The sequence below is a fragment of the Streptococcus constellatus genome (assembly GCF_902167705.1).
Taxonomy (GTDB): Bacteria; Bacillota; Bacilli; order Lactobacillales; family Streptococcaceae; genus Streptococcus; species Streptococcus constellatus_A.
Genome location: NZ_CABHMZ010000003.1, coordinates 136,070 through 154,514, shown reverse-complemented (window position 1 = coordinate 154,514; position 18,445 = coordinate 136,070). Strand labels below are relative to the sequence as shown.

Here is an 18,445-nt window from a genome sequence, read left to right as displayed (position 1 = left end):
AAGCGCAAACTTAATCGGTCTTTTTGTGTCATTCCACCTCTCCGGGCCAGAAATTCATGCCGCCAGCTACATTGGTTACATCAAATCCTTGCGCACTTAAAAACTGACACGCAGCCGCAGAACGTGCACCTGATTGGCAGATGACATAGTATCTTTCCTGCGGGCTGAGTTGCTTGTAGCCTGTCTCAAAAGTGCTTAAGGGCAGATTTTTTGCCGTTGGCACGTGCCCCATTTGAAACTCATAATCTTCTCGCACATCAAGAATGGACAAGTTCTCTGTTTGGTATTTTTCATAAAATTCAGGCATGCTGATACTAGTTTCCATATTCTACTCCCTCTGGTTTCACCATTTTGTACAAGGCAAAGGCGCCATCTAGATTCTTAACAGAAAATCCTGCTTGTTTGAGAATGCGCTCAGCAATATAGCTACGAAGTCCGCTATGACAGCTCACGATGTAGTCCTGCGACTTGTCTAGCTCTTCCAAACGCTCACGTAGCTCATTCAACGGGATGTGAACCGTATCAACTTTCAGATGACCTTGCTTAAATTCGCTGGCTGTCCGAACGTCTAGGAATTTCTTACCAGCAGCTAGTTCATCTTCCAATTCATACCACTGGATATTGTCGCTCAAACCTTCTACCAAGTTTAAGGCTGCATAACCCAGCATATTGACTGGATCTTTAGCAGAGCCAAACGGTGGCGCATAGGTAAATTCCAACTCTGGCAAATCAAAAATCGTTAGATTGCCTTTGATAGCCGTCGCCAAAATATCAATCCGCTTGTCAACACCTTTTTCCCCAACGCCTTGCGCACCGTAAATTTTGCCACTTGTTGGCTCAAAGAGGAGCTTCAAGGTCACATCAGTCGCACCCGGATAGTAACCAGCATGATCCTTCCCACTGACATGAATGACTTGATAAGGTAGACCATTCATACGAAGAATGCGCTCGCTCAGCCCTGTCGAAGCCGCCGTCATGTCAAATGCCCGAACGATAGCTGTACCAATGCTACCTTTATTCTTGCGAGCTAGCCCAGCAATCACGTCCGCCACTTGGCGACCTTGACGATTGGCAGGCGAAGCCAATGAAATCAGCGCATCTTCTCCTGTAATCTCTTGCTTGACCACAATCGCATCACCGACTGCATAAATATCAGGTTGACTAGTTTCGTAACGCTCATTGACTAGAATACCACCACGCAGTCCTAGTTCAATACCTGCTGACTGTGCCAAAGCATTCTCTGGTTGCACCCCGACAGACAGAATGGTCACATCAGAAGCAATCTTTTGCCCATTTTCCAGCACAATGACCTGTCCCTTGTCCTCAAATCGCGTAGCAGACTGAGAAGTTATCACTTGAATGCCGTTTTTCAGCAGTTCAGCTTGAACAAAAGCAGCCATTTCTTCATCAAGCGGTGGCAAAACATGCGGTGCTTTTTCAACAATCGTCACCTTCAAACCGCGCTTCCGAAGATTTTCTGCCATTTCAAGACCAATGAATCCAGCCCCAATCACCACAGCTTCTTTTGGCTGTTTCTCCAAAGCCAACATAATCTCATCTAGGTCAGGAACATTGCGCAAAGTATAAGTATTTTCGGCTGTTTCCAAACCGTCAATCGGAGGCACAAAAGGCTTTGCTCCCGGAGACAAAATCAGCCTGTCGTAACTCTCTGTAAATTCCTTTCCGTCATGCCGAACCGTCACTGTATGTTGATCTGGTGAGATAGCCGTCACTTCATGAAAAGGACGAACATCTAGATGAAAGCGTGCCTTTAAACTCTCAGGCGTTTGCACTAACAAATCTTCCCGATTAGCAATTTCCCCTGAAACATAGTAAGGCAGACCACAGTTCGCAAAGGAAACGAATGGTCCTTTCTCAAAAATAATAATCTCAGCGTCTTCCATTAGTCTTCTTAAACGCGTCGCCGCAGACATTCCACCCGCAACTCCACCAACAATGATGATTTTCATTCAACTTCCTCCTTTATAACGTTTAAACCACTTTTCCAGTCCAAGCACTCATTCCGCCTTGAACATTCACAACATCGTAGCCTTTTTTCTTTAACTTTTTGGTCGCCATTTTGCTCCGCACACCAGACTGACAAATGACATATAATGTCTCATTTGTTGTCGGCTTGTATCTTGCGATTTCATTGAGCGGGACATTCTTTGCGCCCTTAATATGAGCAGACCGATATTCCGACGGCGTCCGAACATCCAGCAGTTGAATTTTCTCTTTTAATTTTTGTTCCAATTCACTTGTAGAAATACTGTTTATTTTCGTAAATAAGTGAAACATAAGCACCTCCATTTATACCCTTATGGGGTATATTAAACCATGAAGCCTTTCTTTTGTCAAGAATCTTGTTCCAATATTTTTATAAAAAAAGGAAGCTTCACAAATCAACCACGTTAGGTTGCTTGTGAAGCTTATCCTTTCTATCGAATGATTCAACCTTTAGATCACTTTTATATGTTTACAAAAGATTCATCAATCTTCTTTTTTACGATGACCAATATAACCGAAAGCTGATAGAAGTAAACTTACGCCCGTCAGCGTTGCAAGGGTTGAACCAACTTGAGAATCACCTGTGCTTGGCAAGATCTCTGTTTTCGTTGGAGTTGCTTTTGTAGGAGTCGTCGGTACAACTGTCGGAGTTGTTGGCTTGTCCGGTGTTGACGGAACTACTGGAGGAGTTGGTTTATCTGGAGTTACTGGGACCGCAGTATAATAAACATCCTTAACCATATCCTCTTGAGTGACTGTTTCTGCCGGAACTATTGCTACATCTACTGTATAACCTGGAATCACTGGAGATGGAACAGCGTCATAGCTTGCTTTGTCAGCTGTCCAATCCGTAGTCTTCACAACATCGCCCGTTACCTTGTCTTTCGTCACCGTCCGTGTCCACGTTGCTGTTTGCACGTTGTTGGCTGGTGTTTGGCTACCTGCTCCATGATAACGAACCGTCAAGCTTGCTTTCTTGACTTTCTTGCTTTCTTGACTTTCTGCTGTGCCATGTTTTAGACGAATGACGACATTTTGGTCAACTTTGCTATCTGTGTCAAACTTGGCTGGTAATTCATCTTTAGAGACTAATTCATAGCCTTGAGTTTGGTAAGCTGCAACTACTTGATCGTACTTCGTTTTAGCAGTTGCTGGAAGAATAGTATCTGACTTACCAGTGGTCAATTCTACTTGGTTTTCCAGAGTGGTGCCTGTCGTATCATCAATGACTGTATAGGTCACCCTTTGTTTATCAGCTGTGTATGTGACTTTCACAACAACATCTTTACTATCGCCTGTAACACCACTAATAGCTTCAACAATTTGTTTATCAGCTGTATAACCCGCAATCGTTGGAGAAACAACTTCTGCGAACGTATCTTGAACTGGTGTCCATGCGCCTTTCGTAGTGGTCTTAGTTACTTCGTCTGTACGCACTTCTCTAGCGAAGTCTAGTGTAGCTTTATGACTTTCTGCTGCTTTACTACCGTCTTTATAAACATAATGAATCGTTTCAGTAACTGTCTTATTCTCAGAAGAAATTGTCTCTTTATGTTTCAAATGAACAACAACATTTTGGTCAACATTGCTATCTGTGTCAAATTGAGCTGGAAGATTATCTTTAGAAACTAATTCATAGCCTTGAGCCAGATAATCCGCAACAGCTGTATCATATTTCGTTTGGGCAACAGCTGGCAGATTCGCACCAGAATTACCTGTTGTTAATTCTACTTTATCTTTTAAAGTTGTATGCGTAGTATCATCAATGACTGTATAAGTCACCTTTTGAGTTTGAATGCTGTAATAAACATCCTTAACCATATCCTCGTGAGTGACTGTTTCTGCCGGAACTATTGCTACATCTACTGTATAACCTGGAATCACTGGAGATGGAACAGCGTCATAGCTTGCTTTGTCAGCTGTCCAATCCGTAGTCTTCACAACATCGCCCGTTACCTTGTCTTTCGTCACCGTCCGTGTCCACGTTGCTGTTTGCACGTTGTTAGCTGGCGTTTGACTACCTGCTCCATGATAACGAACCGTCAAGCTTACTTTCTTGCTTTCTTGACTTTCTTGCTTTCTTGACTTTCTTGCTTTCTTGACTTTCTGCTGTGCCATGTTTCAAATGGACAACAACATTTTGATCATGACTGCTATCAAGGTCGAACTTAGCTGGAAGCGGGTCTTTTGAAACCAATTCATAGCCTTGGGCTAGATAAGTATCGATGATTGAATTGTACTGGGCTTCTGTACCACTTGGAAGTGGAGTATCAGAATTTCCGCTTGTCAATTCTTCCTGATCTTTCAGGATGGTCTGCGCAGTATCATCAATAATCGTATACGTCACTTTTTGCTTATCTGCCTTATAGGTAACCGTTTCTTCAATATCTGCGCTATCTCCCGTAATCTGGTCAACGGCTGCTACAGTTGCCTTATCTGGTGTATAACCATCAACCTTTGGAGAAACTACCTCTGGGAAGGTATCTGTTGACGGAGCCCAAGGATACTTATGGACAATCTTATTAGTCACCAGATCCTTTTCGATAGACCGGGTAAAGTCCAGAATCTGAACCTTCGTATCCGCTGCCTCTGTGTTATCTTCGTAAACATACTTGATAGTCTCCCTGACAGTCCTAGAGTCTTCAACTAAATCCATCTTATGACGTAGATGAACTTCAAATGTTTGAAGGGTTTCATTATAAGTCACACCGGTTGCTGGATAATTGTCTGAAACCAGTTCATAATTTTTATCGGTATATTTCTTAATAGTGTCCGCTGTTTGATATGGATCAGTCTGACCATAACGTCCATTCAGATCCTTCGTTTCAAGCGTTTCACCTGTTGTGTCATCGATATAAGTTACCTTTGCACTAGCTGGATTAGCTGTGTAAACGACTGTCTTTTCGATATTGGAACTATCAACAGTAATGTTGTCAACTGCTGGAACTTCCGCTAAATCTGGAGTGTAACCTTTGATTGTCGGCGATGTTACGACTGCAAAACTTGTTCCATTTTCCGCTGTCCAATCACCAGTTGTAACATTTGTAACAAGGTCAGTTGTTGCTGTTCTGGTAAATTTTAATTCAGCAGTATAGTCAGAAGCTGCTTTTGTTCCATCTTTTGCATAAACATACCTAATAGTTTCTTTAACCGTCTTAGTCTGAGTTTCAGTTTTGACCTTATGTTTTAGATGAACTTCAAATTTTTGATAAGTTTCATTATAAGTTACACCCGTACTTGGATAATTATCTGAAACCAGTTCATAATTCTGATCCGTATACTTTTTAATTGTTTCAGTCGTTCTGTAAGAATCAGTAGTGTTATAATCACCAGTCAATTCTTTTGTTTCAAGGACTTTTTTTCCATCAGTATCATCAATATATGTAACTTGGGCATTATATTGATTTACAGCGTATACATAATAAAAATCTTGATCGTCATTAGTAAACGAAATTTTTTGGGTTCCTTTTAATTGTGTTCCGTACGATGAAACCTGCTTATCAGTAGTCAAAAGTGTATAGCCTAAAATTGTTTTTGGATTTGCAGTATAATCAGGGGATTGTTGCGCAATCGATAAACCTGCTGGATAGCCATATTGATAGTCCTGAGTTGCAATCTCCTTACCATTAGTATCTACATAATGTATTGCTATCTTCTTTTGCCCTTCTGAACGTGCTTGTGAAGGGGTTGTTGTTTGTGTAATTGTTCCTTCTCTAAGTGCAGGAGATACACTATCATCATCCTCTACACTATAACTTTTTGAAGTGCCAGTGATTTTATTATTGATAGATGAATCGGCAAAAGTAATTCGTGTGGAATGAGAAGTACCTTGAATTACACTCATATTTTTTAAAATTTCACTAACTTTTTTATTAACTTCTTCTGAGCGATTGATTTCTTGATACTCATCACCCATTTGTGCGTAATCGTCTGTCGGCCAAATATCATGATAGGTAGTTGCACCCTCACCTGTCATTTTTCCTAAGTTAGTAGCCACTGTGTAAGTGCCATCGCCATTATCAATAACCACTGAAGAATTCTTTCCAGCTTTTTTTAAAGCTTTCAAAATATCATTATCTGTTGAATTCGCAGGTAAGGAAATTAACTGATTTTGTTTCTCAGTTTTGATTGGTATAGATGTTGACGTATCTTTATTAACGAGATATTTGCCATCTTCACTAATAGCTAATGTACTAGTAATTCTATAAGGTTCTGGCTTAATATCAACAATCTTTGATCCATTTTCTGCCTTTATGCGATGAATGGTAATAATATCCCCTGTTGGAATTTTAGTATCTCCAGGCTCTTTACCATCACTAGACAACATATTGTTATAATAATTTGCATCACCAGTCGAAGTACCAATTTTAATTGAATTAGCAGCATCAGTCGAAATATTATGATATACCGCAAACAGAGCTTGTGCTTTAGGAAATTCTCTTGGAACTGGCTTAAATGTAAAAGTGTTTCCATTTATATCCAGTTCAATATTTGACTTACTTGATTTAGCCGTAAATTTTGCTCCACTAGCGGCTCTTTGAGTTATTGTAATTGCCTTTTGGGTATTTGTAGCAGCAGAAGCAAACTCATTACTTAATGTAATCACATAAGCAAGATCATTAGGATTAGAATAATCGAATTTAATTGTTCCAACACCATCAATTTTTTCTACTGTACCAGAACTGAGGTTAGAATAATAGGCTGCATAGGCATTATTTATTAGTTTAACCGGAATACGAATTGTATCACCTGACTTTAAAGTGCCATCTTGAGTAAGATTAAACCTCATCTCAACTTTTTCAAAAGAAACTTCTTGTACTGAGAGATTTTTTGAAGCCCCAGCAGTCATAGTTTCACCATCTCTTGTTGTAACAGTCACTTGAAAATCTGAGAAATAGTTTCTGTCACACTTCTGCGACTGCGTGCTGCTCTTGTTTGAGGTGCTGTATTCGCTTCTTTCGTCTTCGGAGTTGTTTCTGACTGAGACGGAGTTAGAGATGGTTTAGAAGATTCTTCTTCCGTTGATGAGCTACTGCTACTTGATGCAGATGAATCTTCTGATGACATGCTTTCTGTACTTGAGTTTTGAAGTCCTGAAACAGATTGAGCCGCACCCATTATTTCACTTTCTGATACTGAAGAACTACTGACTGAAGAAGCATCTTCTGATATTGGAGTTGGAACAACAGCTTTTTCAGTTTCCGTTTTCTCTGATGAATCTGAAACACTGGTAACTTGACTGTTAGTACTCTTCTGCTCCTCGGCTTGAACTGTCTGACTTCCTCCCACAATTCCATACATGGCTAAAGTGGCTATCGCAACGGAAACAAGATCCACGCTTTTCTTCCGTAAAGAAAATTTATCACGTTTTCCATTATAAAGTTTAAAACTTTTCACTTAGTATATTCCTTCCATAGTAAAATATCTATATAATCTTTATCTGATAGGTAAAGTTGAGAATAAAAACCTATTACCCATTCCTAAAAAATTGAATAAACCTACATTATATATTATACTTTGATAACTGGAATAATTCAATTAATATGGCACTAAAATACATAAAAAACACATGTGAAATGTACTTAAAATAAAGATAGCTGCAAAATTGTTTACAGCTATCTCAAAATAGGTTGACTGGACTACCCCAGCCTCTTATGTATCTTTTATAAGATAAAAATTGTTCATTTTATCTACAAGTTTTTGTTAAAATGATTTCTCATTCCCACAAGAAAGGCCCACGCCATTTAGAGGCACGGGTCTTTAATTTCTTATTTCGCAATTGGGTAAACAGAAACTTGTTTTTTATCGCGACCTTTGCGTTCAAAGCGTACAACGCCTTCAACTTTTGCAAACAAAGTGTCATCTCCACCGCGTCCAACATTGACACCTGGATAGATGTGAGTACCGCGTTGACGATAAAGAATTGATCCACCAGTTACAGTTTGTCCGTCAGCCGCTTTAGCTCCAAGACGTTTTGCTTGTGAATCGCGTCCGTTAGATGTAGAACCTCCACCTTTTTTGTGGGCGAAAAGTTGCAGATTAGCAAGATTCATTTTCAACATAATGTTTTTCCTCCGTGTTAGTTTTCTGTGATAACTCTTGTTTGGACGAACTCAGCTGAGTCCTCCGATAAGTTTGCCATACCCAAGAAGAATGATTCAAAGAAAAGTTGAGTCATTTCTCTTTGGTGAGGTGGAATATCCGTAGGAATCTCTACTCGTAAAAATCCACCTTCTTCTTCGTTTAATTCTAAGATTGGTTCATAGCCTGCGAATTTTTCAATCGAATTGATGAAATTTATGGCAAGCGTAGAAACCGACGCACACACGACATCAAAGCCGTATTCGCCACTTTCGGCGTGTCCAGTAATTTCTGCACTCCTCAGCTCACCATCCTCGGCTCGTTCAAAGACTGCTTGTATCATGTGCTCTCCTTAAAAATTAAGCGTTGATTGCATTGATGACAACCTTAGTATATGGTTGACGGTGACCTTGTTTACGATGGCTACCTTTTTTAGGTTTGTACTTGTAAGTAACAACTTTCTTTTGTTTTCCTTGTTTTTCAACAGTTCCAACAACAGTAGCTCCAGAAACAAGCGGAGTTCCGACAACAGTGTTTTCACCACCAACAAGAACAACTTCGTCAAATGTTACATCTTGACCAGCTTCAACGTCTAATTTTTCAACGTAAATTGCTTGACCAACTTCAACTTTAACTTGTTTGCCGCCAGTTTTAATGATTGCGTATGTGCTCATTATGCACCTCCTATGAATTTTACGGGTTTCCCCTAATTTTGTGAAGACTCGCCTAGCATCGTGGGACGAACCACTTATGACGATGTTCGAGCGGTTGCACAGGCTGTGCATAGTCAACTCTATAAGTATAGCATTTCTGGAATAGTTTGACAAGTATTTTTTATCAAAAGATGGCTATCTGATGAATTTTTAAACAACGGCAAAACAATTTTCGCTACAACAATCCCTCAATCATCTCATCCATTTCGTCTGTTTCTACTTCTGGTGTGATTTCAGTTATGACGATACCAGCAACAGCGCGTTCCACTAAAGCATCCACATCCATACGTGTTTCGTATTGCTCTGCATTTTTTATCTTTGGATTGGTTTTCGGACGGTCTGGGGCAAAAATGGTACAACAGTCTTCAAAAGGCTGAATTGAGATATTAAAGGTATCAATCTTTTCAGCAATGTCAATGATTTCCAGCTTATCCATGGTCACGACTGGACGAATAATTGGAGTGTTAGTGACCGCATTGATCGCTTGCATACTCTCTAGCGTTTGGCTGGCGACTTGCCCAAGGCTTTCTCCGTTGATGATAACAAGCCCACCGCGTTCTTCACGAATGCGATCTGTGATCCGCATCATAAAACGGCGAGCCAGGGTCATCAGATAAGCTTCTGGTGCTTTAGCTTTGATTTCTTCTTGAATTTCCGTAAACGGCACTTCGATAAATTGAATATTGCCACCAAACTTGGTTAATTTGCGCGTCAAATCCTGCGCCTTTTTGAGAGCACCTGGGCTAGTGTAAGGTGGGCTAGCAAAGTGCACTGCTTCAATATCCACCCCGCGCTTTAAAGCTAGATATCCTGCAACGGGTGAATCAATCCCACCTGATAGCATCAGCATGCCTTTTCCAGATGTTCCGACAGGAAGACCGCCTGCTCCACGAATCGTTTCATAGGACAGATAGGCTGCTTCTTCGCGTATTTCCACTTGCAGTGTAATATCTGGCGCTTTCATCTTGACTTGAACATGTGGGATCGCATCAAAGACAGCATTTCCTAGAGTTTGGTTCAATTCACGACTATCCAATTCAAAATGGTGGTCGCTGCGTTTGCTGGCAATCTTGAAAGTCATCCCCTCTTTATAAATCTCTTTCATAATCGTCTGCACCGCTTCAACCAAAGCAGGAACTGATTTTTCAATCTTATAAGACGGCGAGAAATTTTGAATCCCAAAAATCTGTTTGAGCGATTCTGCAACTAGCTGATAGTCCGTTCCATGAAGATAAACATGTGCACGATCTCGGTCTGCTTTCACATGCGCATCTGGGTAGATGGAGAGGACTGCTTGCATATTGCGTTTCAATTTGTTAATAAAACGCATGCGATTTTTTCCTTTGGTTGAAAGTTCACCGTAGCGAACCATAATTTCTGAATATTGCATTGTTTACCTTACTTTTCTAGTTTTTTCATAAATGAGTTTAAACGTTGTCAGGAATTGCTCAATCTGACTCATATCATTATCTGCGTCCAGACTGATACGAACAGCCGTTTGAGCTAAGGATTTTTCAACACCCATGGCTATCAAAGTTCCAGCTGGTTTGCCAGCTTTAGAGGAACAAGCACTCGTAGTAGATATATAAATGTCATACTCTTCAAAAGCATGAACCACTACTTCACCTCGTACGCCTTTAATCCCGAAAGTTAAGATATGGGGCGCAAACTCTTCTATTCCTGAAAAAATCGTCACATCAGGGTATTTCGCTAACTCTTCTAGGATAACCTCTTTCATCTTGGCTGTTCGTGTGGTGAAAGTTTTCAGATTTCCCATAGACAGGCGCAGGGCTTTTGCAGTTGCTGCAATGCCCGCCAAATTTTCAGTCGTAGAACGCTTGTCTGATTCTTGACCGCCACCATTCAACAGCGGACTGATTTTCTTACCAGACTTGATATAAACAAAACCAACACCCCGTAAACCATGAAATTTATGACTCGAAAATGTTGCAAAGTCCACGCGCTCAGTCAAGTAATCTTCCGTTGGAATCTTAGCTATGGCTTGCACTGCATCCACATGAAAAGAAATAGTTGGCTTGTCCGCTAAGAGTTCTGAAATAGCCTTAATCGGTTGAACAGAACCAATTTCATTGTTGACAGCCATGATAGAGACTAAGGTAGTATCTGGTCGGATAAGGTTAGCTAATTTCTCAACATCTACAAAACCTTTTTTATCAACAGGCGCAAAGTCCACTTCAAAACCTTGCTTTTCCAGCCAGAGAGCGGACTCTTTCACCGCAGGATGCTCAATAGCAGATACAATGATATGCTTGCCATAGCGCGCTTTTTCAAAAGCCACGCCCTTGATAACCCAATTATCTCCTTCCGTCCCTCCGGACGTAAAAAAAATCTCCTGAGAAGATTTGCCTAAAAGCTCTGCAATCTGCCTACGAGATGCGTCCAACAAGCGTGTCGCCTGACTGCTCAAACTATGGAGACTAGAGGGATTTCCCCAGATTTTTGAAGCAACCTCTGTATAAGTAGCCAAAGCCTCTGGGTAAGGCTTAGTTGTTGCTGAATTGTCTAAATAAATCATCTTAAACCTCTACATTTCAATACTCCTATTGTAACATGAAAAAGAAATGGGGACAACAGAGAACGTTATAAATAAAAGCTCTCTAAGTGAAAAACTTAGAGAGGGGAAAAAGATATTATTTTCTTACTAGTCATAAAATTCATGCAAAAGAGCAGATAATTCCTGTTGCTGCTCAATGAGACCTGTTCCGATTGTTGTTGATTTGATTAAGGTTCGCTCCTCAACATGCTCGACTACTTTTTTCAAGGAAGATAAATCCAAAGCCTGCTCAATCATATTTTGAACATTTTGAAAAGGCTGATGTGTGACAATCTGGAAGCCATAAGAATTATTTAGTAAGGAATAGCCAGCAATTCCCGTTTTCTTTTGATAGGCTTCGCACAAACCACCGTCAATAACGAACAGCATTCCCTCACCTCGAATTGGTGATTCTCCTTTCAGAGTTTTCACAGGTGTATGACCATTTACAATTCTAGAATGTTCTGAAAAGAGCCCAAATTCTTCTAAAATTAACTTGCAGATAGTAGCAGAATTCCGATAAGAGAAATAAGGATTTTCTTTTTCAACATGCGTTTGTTTATCCTCGATAAAATAACGCTCCAAGGTCGTCATCTTGTCCTTGCCAAACAAGGGAGATAGTTTCCCATTCCAACAGTACCAGATAAGATCCGTTGAGAAATCGTCTTGAATTTCCGGATTTTTGGAACTTTCTCGAATATGGTATTCAAAAAAGTCGAGTAATTCTTTGCCAGCATAGCGGATTTCATTGATCTGTAAGGGTTGAAAGTCTCCTGACGCTTCTAGAGGAATACAACCATGAAATAGGAGATGATTATTATAAATCTTATACATGGAGCCCTTCTTCATCAGAAAAGAAATGTGGTTCTTGAGCTGAAGGGAATGTTGGAAAGAATCCAGCAAGCTAGCAACCACTTCTTCTTCCTCGTCTGTCAGTTGGTCAGGATTTTGAGGATTAACCGTTTGAAAGCAAGTATTGATTAGAAAATGTTTCTTCTCTCCTATCATGATACTCTCTTCCCAGTAATCAATCTTATCAAGAGTAAGATGTTGAGCCATATCAAACTCCGGTCGTCTTTTAATCAATTGATTTTCCAATTTAAACTGGATGATTGCCAGTGCTTGGTGAACCTTTTCCAGCTGGAGGATTTCTTTAGGAGAATAGCTGTCACTTCTTTTTCCTAATTTTGGTTTGAACTTTGCATTTTCAGAATAAGTTTTTTCAGCAAAGAGAACGAGCGGTCTTAGATTGATACCATAAGCTTTCTCAATATCGTAAAGATAACCATATCTAGCAGCTATCCGCAAGAGAATAAGCAAGCATTCTTTTGATCCGAAGAAAGCCCCCATCCAGATAATGTCGTGATTGCCCCATTGAATATCAACAGAATGATAAGCCATAAGCTCATTCATTACTTTATCCGCTGCTGCCCCTCGGTCAAAAATATCGCCAACTATGTGAAGATGATCAATGATTAACTGCCGAATGACCTTTGCTAATGCCGAAATAAACTGACTTGCTTCACCTAAATCAATCAAATAGTTCTGAATCGTTTCAAAATAAATATTGCTATCCGGCAGATTTCTATCAGTATAAAGCAACTCCTCAATAATATAGGCATATTGTGGCGGCAAGGCTTTCCTTACTTTAGAGCGTGTGTATTTAGCTGCTACAAAAGCTAGCAAAGTCAATAAGTTTTGAATGATTTCTCCATACCAGCTTTTATCTTTCAAAGGATAAAGGAAACCATCGCTCAAAACTTCCTGAGGATAAGCAATCAGCAAGGTCAGCTTGTCTTTTTCCGCTTTTGATAATTCCTCCCCAAAGCAGTCGTTGATTTTTTCGTTCAGATTTCCCGCACAGGTCCTTAGGATATAGTCAAAAGCCTCAAACTCACCATGAATATCACTAAGGTACAGTTCTGTCCCTTTCGGCAAGTTTAAAATAGCTTCCAGATTGATTAACTCTGTGATGACCTTTTGCTTGGAATCAAACTCTTTTAATAAAATTCGTTTGTATTGCTCCATTCGTTCACCTCATTTCAATACAATACTTCAATACTTTATTTAATCCTTACTTGAAGCCAGAGATTTTAAATGTTCTTCAATAATGCAAGCTGTTTCTTCAATGGACTTATCTGTCATATTGATAACATGAGCCTGATATTTTTGAAAAACTTTCTTAGAATAATCCAATTCTTCATAAACTTTTTCCAAATCTGTATAGCTTGTAGCTTGTGTCAAACCGAGCGCATCCAAACGGTTGCTTCTTACTTTGACCAATTTATCCGGTTCACAAACCAGCCCAATCAGTCTTCTTCTATCTACTTTATCTAAAACCTGTGGTAGCGGAACTTCAGGAATCAAGGGAAGATTCGATACTTTATAGCCTTTATTAGCTAAATAGATGCTGAGCGGAGTCTTGGAAGTTCGAGAAACTCCCAGAATCACAAGATCTGACTCCAAAAATCCTTGCGGGTTCTTGCCGTCGTCATATTTAACAGCAAATTCAATAGCAGAGATTTTATTGAAATATTCCGTGTCCAAACGGTGCAAGACTCCCGGAACTTCAATCGGTTGAGTACCTGTTTTTTCCTTGATAATCTCAAAGAACGGATTCATCAAATCCAGATAAGATAAATGATTGACTCTGCTAAATTCTCTGGCTGTTGCAGCTAAATGGCTATCTACCAACGTGCTGATAACAACTGCGTCATCTTTGATAGCGTCCTGCAAAATATCCAACAATTCAGATTCCTTATTGATAAAAGGAAACCGATAGCTATTGTTGAAAATCAAATCTGGATATTGAGCCATAACGGCTGATAATAATTTTTGGGATGTTCCTCCCAAAGAATCAGAAATAGTGTAAATAGTAATCTCTTTTTTCATGAAAACTCCTTTTTAACGATTTACTTCTGCATTTCTAGCTTCTTGAATAATAAAGTTCAGCAGAGCCGACTTCGTAATTGTTCCGATAATATGACCTTCATTTTGCTCCTCCACAACAGGCAGTGAATCAATGGCAAAATCCTGCAAAAGTGCCGCAGCTTCAAGAATATTCAAATCCTTATGACAGGTTTTTATATGCGGCATTCTGGTCATGCAAACGGCTACTGGTGTCACATCAATATTGGCATTGAGCGCAGCTCTTAACAAATCCTTTCGCGACAAAATGCCCAGCAGTTGCTTTTCTTCATCTATCACATAGAGAACATCTGCATCATACATAAATAAAGTAATAATAGCATCTTGAATAAAAGAATCATGTGCCACCAATACTGGAGAGGTCATCACATCCTCTACTTTCTTCTGAAATGTATCAAAGAAAAAGAGCGTTTCCAAATCCGAACCAGCATAAGTGTAGCCAACTTTCGGGCTTGCTTTTAAAATCCCTACTAAGGTTAGAAAGGATAAATCTGAGCGCAAGGTCGCCCTAGACACATCTAATAATTCTGAGATTTTTTCCCCGCTGACTGGCTGATCTTTTTTCACAATTTCTACAATTTCTTTTTGTCGTTTCGTTAATTTCAACTGTTACTCCTTTTAAAAATTTCAAACTTTAATAACCATCATTATGTGTCATATTATAACAAATATATCCTAATTGTCAACGATTTATGATTTATTCTTTTCTGTTGACAAAATATATGCTGTATATTACAATATATTTGTCGTTCAATGTGACACATATTTAATAAATCGGAGGCAAAAATGGATAAATGGATTTATTCCTTTGACGAAGGGCGCGCTTGCGACAAAGCATTGCTAGGTGGTAAAGGAGCTAATTTGGCAGAAATGACTCATTTAGGACTCCCTGTGCCAGAAGGCTTTACAATTACAACTCACAGTTGTCTACGTTATTTAGAAACTCCTTCTTTTTTTGAATCTGTTTTAAAAGAGGAAGTTTTGAAAGCGATTACGGATTTAGAAACCAAAACGGATAAATTTTTCATGGGGAATGAGTCCTCACTGCTGCTGGTTTCTGTTCGTAGCGGTGCAAAAATTTCTATGCCCGGTATGATGGACACGATTCTCAATCTTGGTCTAAATGACTTGCGTGTTCAGACTTTAGCAGATGTGACAAATGCTAATTTCGCTTATAATTGCTATCGGCGTTTATTGCAGATGTTTGCAGATGTTGTCTATGGTATTCCCAAAGAAGAATTTGACCAATGCTTAGAAAAGACCGAAAAACAATTGAATAAAACAATCAATGACTTTTCAAGAGAAGAGCACCAATCACTTATTCAACAATATAAAGAACTCTATCAGGAGCACTATCAAAATTTCCCACAAAGCCCCAAAGAGCAGCTCTACGCTGCTATCAAGGCTGTGTTTAAATCATGGAACAATCCACGCGCTAAAGTTTACCGCGAATTGAACCAAATTCCCCACGACTTAGGAACGGCCGTCAATGTTCAGAGTATGGTGTTTGGAAATAGCGACCAAAAAAGTGGTACAGGCGTTGTTTTCACAAGAAATCCTGCCACTGGTGAACCTCACCTGTTTGGGGAATTTTTGCTCAATGCGCAAGGAGAAGATGTCGTGGCTGGTATTCGGACTCCAGAACCGATTGACTCTCTGAAACGGATCTTACCGCAGGCCTATGAAGATTTCTGTAACTACGCCAAGATTCTTGAAAAGCACTACAAAGATATGCAGGATATTGAATTTACCATTGAAAAAGAGAAACTTTATATTCTGCAAACGCGAAATGGGAAGCGGACCGCTAAAGCAAGTTTAAAAATCGCTTTGGATTTAGTAGATGAAAAAATGATTTCAAAACAAGAGGCTCTCCTACGAGTCAGCCCTTCTGCCATTAACCAGCTGATTCACCCTGTTTTTGAAGAATCAGCTTTAAAATCAGCTCATTATTTGACTCAAGGACTTCCGGCTAGTCCAGGCGCAGCAACAGGAGAAATTGTCTTTACTGCCGAACGAGCCAAAGAACTTCATGCACTGGGAAAGAAAGTGATTTTAGTTCGCCAAGAAACTTCTCCCGAAGACATTGAAGGAATGGTAGTCAGTCAAGCTATTGTGACTAGCCACGGTGGAATGACTTCTCATGCTGCTGTTGTAGCTCGTGGTATGGGTACTTGTTGTGTCGCAGGGTGCGGAGAATTATCTATCAATGAATACGATAAAACAGTTGTATGCGACAAAGTGACTCTAAAAGAGGGAGACATCCTTTCTGTAGATGGCACTTCCGGCAAACTCTACTTGGGCAATATTCCAACTACTATGATTGACAATAATGACGAATTGCAATTGTTCCTTTCTTGGGCAGATGAAATGGCTCAACTGAGCGTTCGTGCAAATGCAGAAACGATTCAAGACTTAAAAACAGCTATGCAATTTGGTGCCAAGGGAATTGGTCTTGCTCGTACAGAACACATGTTCTTTGGCGAAAAACGAATTTTAGAAATGCGGCGATTGATTTTATCAAACGATGAAACTGAAACAAAGTCTGCTTTAACAAAACTCTTAGCTTTCCAAGAGGAAGATTTCTATCAGATATTTCAAACAATTCAGGATAAACCGATGATTGTCCGTTTGCTAGACCCGCCTATGCATGAATTTTTACCAAAAAATAAACAGGAAATTGAGCAGTTAGCTGAAAAACTACAAGTATCTTCTGATAAATTGAGGCAGAAAATCACCTCTCTGCAAGAAACAAATCCAATGCTGGGACACCGCGGTTGTCGTTTGGGAATTACACAGCCTGAAATTTATAAAATGCAGGTAGAAGCCATTTTTAATAGCGCTATAAGACTGGCAAAAGAAGGCATGGTCATTAAGCCAGAAATCATGATTCCTTTAATTGCAGAAAAGTCGGAGTTACTTTCAATCAAAACGTTTCTTTGTCAGCATATTGATCGAATTTTCAAGCAACATCACATACAGCCTTTCCCTTATGAAATTGGGACAATGATTGAATTGCCACGCGCCTGTTTTATTGCAGACCAACTAGCTGAAGAAGCCGATTTCTTTAGTTTTGGTACCAATGACTTGACGCAAATGACCTATGGTTTTTCTCGTGATGATATTGGAAAATTTATCCAGCACTACAAAGACAAAGAAATTATGTCATTTGATCCATTCCAAACCATTGATCAGGCTGGAGTTGGGGAACTCATGAAAATAGCTATCTCGAAGGCTCGCCAAGTGAAGCCAAATCTTCCGATTGGAGTTTGTGGTGAAGTCGGAGGAGACCCCACTTCTATTCCTTTCTTCCAAAAGATTGGCATTACTTATGTTTCTTGCTCTCCTTATCGTGTCCCTGCCGCACGATTAGCTGTGGCACAAGCAAATCTTTCCTAGTCCTTCCTTATAATTACATCAGCTCTTTTCATCTGCTAACAGGACAGACAATGATGGAGCTGATTTTTTGTAAAAAGCGACTTCGTTTCAATCAATTTACATGAAATTTTCAACGTTTTAAATTTTTTTAAGACAATTTTAAACAAAGAGGGTATAATGGAGATGAGAAAGGAGATTATCAACTTACAATGGAAAATTATTCTCGGAAAAACAAAACTTCAACTACTAAAGAAGAAAAAGCGCCTACTCGTCACCATATCAAAAAAGGGCTCTCTGCTTTTCAAAAGACCCTTGCTACGATTGGGAGTATTCTTGGGATTATCACTGCAACAATCACAATCCTGACTTTCATGAATAACAATAAATCTGATAACAAAACAAAAACCAGTCAGACAACACAAACAACCATTATCAAAGAAATTCAGAAAGAAACAACAACTGAGGTCTCTAGCTCTAGCAACACGACTGCTACTAGTCAAGGCGAAACAGAAACAAGTATTGCTAGTTCTGACACCACGCAGTCTAGCAATACATCAAACGATACTAGCTCTAGTCAAACAAGCAGTGACAGTGCTGACAATGATACAACATCATCAAGCTCTAGCAATTAAAAAATAACGGAAGTGAGACAACTCATCAGACCAATGCCTGAGAGTTGTTCAACTTCCGTTTTCTTATATCTAATTTTATACTCACTGAAAATCAAAAAGTCTGAGTGAGTTTCACTGCGTGAACCCTGTCCTACGACTTCAACTGGCTTCCAGAA

Annotated in this window: 16 protein-coding genes and 1 other annotated feature; of the genes, 2 read left to right on the top strand and 14 right to left on the bottom strand. The window is 39.7% G+C overall.

The window, feature by feature from the left end; genetic code table 11:
* Nucleotides 1-28: 28 nt before the first annotated feature.
* The 14 genes from FQ204_RS00990 to FQ204_RS00935 all read right to left on the bottom strand — a co-directional run bounded on the left by FQ204_RS00990 (nt 29) and on the right by FQ204_RS00935 (nt 14,889).
* Nucleotides 29-325, bottom strand: coding sequence for a rhodanese-like domain-containing protein (locus FQ204_RS00990; RefSeq protein ID WP_144207514.1), 297 nt, complete (start codon nt 323-325; stop codon nt 29-31).
* On the bottom strand, nt 315-1,970 hold the full coding sequence (locus FQ204_RS00985; protein ID WP_144207511.1) for an FAD-dependent oxidoreductase: 1,656 nt from the start codon (nt 1,968-1,970) through the stop codon (nt 315-317). The genes FQ204_RS00990 and FQ204_RS00985 overlap by 11 nt, the downstream gene beginning before the upstream one ends.
* Nucleotides 1,971-1,992: 22 nt before the next feature.
* The gene (locus FQ204_RS00980; protein WP_144207508.1) at nt 1,993-2,298 is read right to left on the bottom strand and encodes a rhodanese-like domain-containing protein; all 306 of its coding nucleotides are present in this window, start codon (nt 2,296-2,298) and stop codon (nt 1,993-1,995) included.
* A 192-nt stretch (nt 2,299-2,490) separates the two neighbouring features.
* Complete coding sequence (locus tag FQ204_RS10640; RefSeq protein WP_260843520.1) at nt 2,491-4,125, bottom strand: mucin-binding protein; 1,635 nt, start codon at nt 4,123-4,125, stop codon at nt 2,491-2,493.
* Nucleotides 4,025-6,886, bottom strand: a complete 2,862-nt coding sequence (locus FQ204_RS10635; protein ID WP_260843519.1) for a mucin-binding protein — start codon at nt 6,884-6,886, stop codon at nt 4,025-4,027. The genes FQ204_RS10640 and FQ204_RS10635 overlap by 101 nt, the downstream gene beginning before the upstream one ends.
* Entirely contained in the window at nt 6,883-7,404 is a 522-nt protein-coding gene (locus FQ204_RS10630) for a YSIRK-type signal peptide-containing protein (protein ID WP_260843518.1), read from the bottom strand. The genes FQ204_RS10635 and FQ204_RS10630 overlap by 4 nt, the downstream gene beginning before the upstream one ends.
* Nucleotides 7,405-7,775: 371 nt before the next feature.
* Complete coding sequence (rpmA, locus tag FQ204_RS00970) at nt 7,776-8,069, bottom strand: 50S ribosomal protein L27 (protein WP_003032879.1); 294 nt, start codon at nt 8,067-8,069, stop codon at nt 7,776-7,778.
* 17 nt (nt 8,070-8,086) lie between these two features.
* A complete protein-coding gene (locus FQ204_RS00965; protein ID WP_003040403.1) occupies nt 8,087-8,431 on the bottom strand; it encodes a ribosomal-processing cysteine protease Prp in 345 nt (114 codons plus the stop codon).
* 16 nt (nt 8,432-8,447) lie between these two features.
* On the bottom strand, nt 8,448-8,762 hold the full coding sequence (gene rplU, locus FQ204_RS00960) for a 50S ribosomal protein L21 (RefSeq protein ID WP_003035040.1): 315 nt from the start codon (nt 8,760-8,762) through the stop codon (nt 8,448-8,450).
* A 34-nt stretch (nt 8,763-8,796) separates the two neighbouring features.
* Nucleotides 8,797-8,868, bottom strand: a sequence feature (ribosomal protein L21 leader region).
* A 108-nt stretch (nt 8,869-8,976) separates the two neighbouring features.
* A complete protein-coding gene (gene thiI, locus FQ204_RS00955; RefSeq protein ID WP_144207505.1) occupies nt 8,977-10,191 on the bottom strand; it encodes a tRNA uracil 4-sulfurtransferase ThiI in 1,215 nt (404 codons plus the stop codon).
* A gap of 3 nt (nt 10,192-10,194) precedes the next feature.
* Nucleotides 10,195-11,337 carry a cysteine desulfurase family protein gene (locus FQ204_RS00950; protein WP_144207502.1) on the bottom strand — a complete coding sequence of 381 codons (1,143 nt, stop codon included), beginning with the start codon at nt 11,335-11,337 and terminating at the stop codon, nt 10,195-10,197.
* Between the two features lie 126 nt (nt 11,338-11,463).
* The gene (locus tag FQ204_RS00945; RefSeq protein WP_144207499.1) at nt 11,464-13,383 is read right to left on the bottom strand and encodes a fructose-1,6-bisphosphatase; all 1,920 of its coding nucleotides are present in this window, start codon (nt 13,381-13,383) and stop codon (nt 11,464-11,466) included.
* A 39-nt stretch (nt 13,384-13,422) separates the two neighbouring features.
* A complete protein-coding gene (locus tag FQ204_RS00940) occupies nt 13,423-14,247 on the bottom strand; it encodes a pyruvate, water dikinase regulatory protein (protein ID WP_144207496.1) in 825 nt (274 codons plus the stop codon).
* Nucleotides 14,248-14,259: 12 nt separating this feature from the next.
* Nucleotides 14,260-14,889: a CBS domain-containing protein gene (locus FQ204_RS00935; RefSeq protein WP_144207493.1), complete on the bottom strand. Its 630-nt coding sequence runs from the start codon at nt 14,887-14,889 to the stop codon at nt 14,260-14,262.
* Nucleotides 14,890-15,069: 180 nt separating this feature from the next.
* Between FQ204_RS00935 and ppdK the strand changes: the two genes are divergently transcribed.
* Both ppdK and FQ204_RS00925 read left to right on the top strand, forming a co-directional pair.
* Entirely contained in the window at nt 15,070-17,679 is a 2,610-nt protein-coding gene (ppdK, locus tag FQ204_RS00930) for a pyruvate, phosphate dikinase (protein ID WP_144207490.1), read from the top strand.
* Between the two features lie 188 nt (nt 17,680-17,867).
* Complete coding sequence (locus tag FQ204_RS00925; protein WP_144207468.1) at nt 17,868-18,290, top strand: DUF6556 family protein; 423 nt, start codon at nt 17,868-17,870, stop codon at nt 18,288-18,290.
* Nucleotides 18,291-18,445 lie beyond the last annotated feature (155 nt).

What these genes read in the sequence shown, in the direction of transcription:
- FQ204_RS00950 (WP_144207502.1), bottom strand. Translation starts at nt 11,337, where the DNA reads ATGATTTATTTAGACAATTCAGCAACAACTAAGCCTTACCCAGAGGCT.
- FQ204_RS00945 (WP_144207499.1), bottom strand. Translation starts at nt 13,383, where the DNA reads ATGGAGCAATACAAACGAATTTTATTAAAAGAGTTTGATTCCAAGCAA.
- FQ204_RS00940 (WP_144207496.1), bottom strand. Translation starts at nt 14,247, where the DNA reads ATGAAAAAAGAGATTACTATTTACACTATTTCTGATTCTTTGGGAGGA.
- rpmA (WP_003032879.1), bottom strand. Translation starts at nt 8,069, where the DNA reads ATGTTGAAAATGAATCTTGCTAATCTGCAACTTTTCGCCCACAAAAAA.
- ppdK (WP_144207490.1), top strand. Translation starts at nt 15,070, where the DNA reads ATGGATAAATGGATTTATTCCTTTGACGAAGGGCGCGCTTGCGACAAA.
- FQ204_RS00925 (WP_144207468.1), top strand. Translation starts at nt 17,868, where the DNA reads ATGGAAAATTATTCTCGGAAAAACAAAACTTCAACTACTAAAGAAGAA.
- rplU (WP_003035040.1), bottom strand. Translation starts at nt 8,762, where the DNA reads ATGAGCACATACGCAATCATTAAAACTGGCGGCAAACAAGTTAAAGTT.
- thiI (WP_144207505.1), bottom strand. Translation starts at nt 10,191, where the DNA reads ATGCAATATTCAGAAATTATGGTTCGCTACGGTGAACTTTCAACCAAA.
- FQ204_RS10640 (WP_260843520.1), bottom strand. Translation starts at nt 4,125, where the DNA reads ATGGCACAGCAGAAAGTCAAGAAAGCAAGAAAGTCAAGAAAGCAAGAA.
- FQ204_RS00990 (WP_144207514.1), bottom strand. Translation starts at nt 325, where the DNA reads ATGGAAACTAGTATCAGCATGCCTGAATTTTATGAAAAATACCAAACA.
- FQ204_RS00985 (WP_144207511.1), bottom strand. Translation starts at nt 1,970, where the DNA reads ATGAAAATCATCATTGTTGGTGGAGTTGCGGGTGGAATGTCTGCGGCG.
- FQ204_RS00965 (WP_003040403.1), bottom strand. Translation starts at nt 8,431, where the DNA reads ATGATACAAGCAGTCTTTGAACGAGCCGAGGATGGTGAGCTGAGGAGT.
- FQ204_RS00980 (WP_144207508.1), bottom strand. Translation starts at nt 2,298, where the DNA reads ATGTTTCACTTATTTACGAAAATAAACAGTATTTCTACAAGTGAATTG.